The sequence below is a fragment of the Salinimicrobium profundisediminis genome (genome assembly GCF_026241755.1).
GTDB lineage: Bacteria > Bacteroidota > Bacteroidia > Flavobacteriales > Flavobacteriaceae > Salinimicrobium > Salinimicrobium profundisediminis.
Map to the genome: position 1 here is coordinate 1 of NZ_JAPJDA010000049.1, position 3,012 is coordinate 3,012.

At 39.4% G+C, this 3,012-nt stretch carries 2 protein-coding genes; one reads left to right on the forward strand and one right to left on the reverse strand.

The features are described from left to right. A partial coding sequence (locus OQ279_RS18145; protein WP_503167762.1) for a preprotein translocase subunit SecA occupies nt 1-1,479 on the reverse strand: 1,479 nt, incomplete at its 3' end. A 472-nt stretch (nt 1,480-1,951) separates the two neighbouring features. On the opposite strand from OQ279_RS18145, the gene OQ279_RS18150 reads away from it, so the two are divergent. After that, nucleotides 1,952-2,995 carry an MraY family glycosyltransferase gene (locus tag OQ279_RS18150; RefSeq protein ID WP_266071275.1) on the forward strand — a complete coding sequence of 348 codons (1,044 nt, stop codon included), beginning with the start codon at nt 1,952-1,954 and terminating at the stop codon, nt 2,993-2,995. Nucleotides 2,996-3,012: the final 17 nt, after the last annotated feature.

Here is a 3,012-nt window from a genome sequence, read left to right on the forward strand (position 1 = left end):
GTGAACACCTTCACCTAATAAGATATCCGTACCTCTTCCGGCCATATTGGTCGCAATGGTAATCGTATTTTTTTGCCCAGCCGCTGCAATCAGTTCTACCTCTTGCTCTACGCTTTTGGCATTTAAAATTTCGTAGGATAGACCTGCTTCATCAAAAAATTTCGCAACCTTTTCTGATTGAAGAATGGATGTGGTTCCAACGAGAACAGGCTGTCCTTTTGAATGAATTTCTTTTACCTTTGCTGTAACAGCCTTATATTTATCTTCTGTTGTCTGGAAGACAATATCAGGCAAGTCTTCGCGCTGGCGCGGCTTGTTGGTTGGAATTTGAATTACTTGCATATTGTAAACTTGCTGAAATTCTTTTTCCTCTGTTTTCGCTGTACCGGTCATGCCTGATAAATATTTATACATTCTAAAATAGTTCTGAATCGTGATTGAAGCTTGCGTTTTATTTTCGTCTGTAATTTCCAGGCCTTCTTTAGCTTCAATTGCCTGGTGAAGACCATCACTTAATGTCCGGCCTTCCATAATCCGTCCTGTGAACATGTCAACAAGCATGATTTTACCGTCATGCACAATATAGTCCACATCACGCTCAAACATAACGTGTGCTCGTACAGCCTGAATCACATAATGGTATAACGTCTGATGCTCGAGCTCATACAAATTATCGACACCAAAAGCCTTCTCCACCTGCTCAATTCCTTTTTCGGTTAAGCTCGTCGCTTTGGTTTCTTCATCAAAGGAATATTCTTCGTCCTTTTTAAACCGTTTGGCCAGTTTAGCAGCAATATGATGAAGGTTTGAGCTGGAAGCCATTTTACCGGCAATAATCAATGGTGTTTTGGCTTCATCAATCAACACGCTGTCCACTTCGTCAATGATGGCAAAATGATAAGGTCTTTGCGTTTTTTCTGCAGCCTCTCTTGCCATATTGTCACGCAGATAGTCGAAGCCGAATTCTGTTCCGACTCCGTACGTGATATCCGCAGAGTAAGCAGCTTTCTTTTCTTCCGGATCTAATTGGGCGATATTCAGCCCAACTGTTAATCCAAGGAACTCGTGAATCTTGCCGATCTTTTCTTTGTCGCGTATTGCTAAGTAATCGTTAACCGTGATAACGTGAACACCTTTGCCTTCAAGGGCACGCAAATAGCTCGGAAGGGAAGCCACTAATGTTTTTCCTTCACCAGTGGGCATCTCCGCAATGTTTCCTTCTGTTAATACTAAGCCGCCGATCAGCTGTACATCATAGTGACGCAAGCCTAATACACGCTTAGAAACTTCACGCACGACAGCAAAGGCATCAGCTGTAATATCACGAATACTTTTGCCGTTTTGGAGTTCTTCTTTAAATTGATTTGTCATATTCTGAAGCTGTTCATTATCATAAGCTTCATATTTGCTTTCCAGCATATTAATTTCGTCGACCAATTTATAATATTTTTTCAAACGCTTATCGTTTGTATTAGTCATTTTATTCTTTAGAAACGTAAACATAAAGGACGCCCCTTAATCTCTAGTAAACTACATAAGTGTTGACATTAATTAATATTACCAAAAGAAGAATGGATTTACTATTAATATTCATGATATGGAAATAAATGTTTCTATTAAAATTTAATTGCAATTTTATTGCAAAATGTGTAACTAAATGGCGACTAAGCCCGTCTATGTATTGGGACAGTAGGCAGGTGTTTAACTTATTTAAAAATTGGGCATGTAATATGGGGAATTAATTATAAAAATTTCTCTAGATATATTGATCGGAACTAGATATAATGAAAAAAGTTGAGATATGCCCATTTGGAATATTTTACTTGCGAGATTGCTAGAAGCCTTTTTCCGCTGCTGGGGAAAAGCACTTCCATTTAAATGTAACAAAAGACTAAGTTGTTAAATTAAAATTGATATCAATTGGATATGCTAATCATTGAGGAGGTACTTTATGGTTTACCTTACCTTGTTAATATGCTTTATCGCTTCAATTATTATTACTCCTTTCGTTAAAAAGCTGGCCATCAGAATTGGGGCAGTTGACAAGCCTAACCAGCGAAAGGTCCCTCAGAAAATTATGCCGCGTTTAGGCGGATTGGCAATATATATAAGCTTCATTATTGGCCTTTTGGTATTAAGACCGGACGATGCATTAACCTGGCCCATTGTGATCGGGAGTTTAATCATTATTATTACAGGAGTTCTGGATGATCTCGTAGAGCTTTCTGCTAAGTATAAGCTGCTGGGCCAAATCGCTGCTGCTGTTGTCGTTGTTTTAGGCGGCGTTCAGCTTGAATATATTACTGTTCCGTTGATAGGCGAGCTTAACTTTGGCATATTCAGCATTCCATTGACACTGATTTGGATTGTCGGAATCACCAATGCGATTAACCTGATTGACGGCCTGGACGGATTAGCTGCAGGGGTATCTTCAATCGCGTTAATCACGATTTCTGGAATGGCAATCATTAAAGGTGATCCATTCGTTGTAAGCATCGGATTTATTGTGCTCGGAAGCACATTAGGTTTTCTGCTTTACAACTTTCATCCAGCGAAGATTTTCATGGGTGATACTGGAGCATTGTTCTTAGGCTATATGATCGCAGTGCTTTCCTTATTAGGATTTAAAAACATTACAATGATTTCATTGATTATCCCAGTTATTATTCTCGGTGTGCCGATCTCTGATACATTCTTTGCGATTATCAGACGTATCGTCAATAAGCAGCCGTTATCAGCACCAGATAAATCACATTTGCATCACTGTTTATTGCGACTTGGTTTCTCCCATAGCCAGACCGTGCTATTGATTTATGCAATGGCGGCAATGTTTGGTTTAGCAGCGATCATCCTTTCTCAGGCAACTGTCTGGGGTGCAATCCTGCTGATCGGACTGCTGATCGTCGGAATTGAAATTGTTGTTGAAAAAATTGGTCTTGTGAACAATGACTATAAACCTTTACTGAAAATGGTGAAGGCACCGAAGAAGATGTAAGATATGAAAAATGGCCC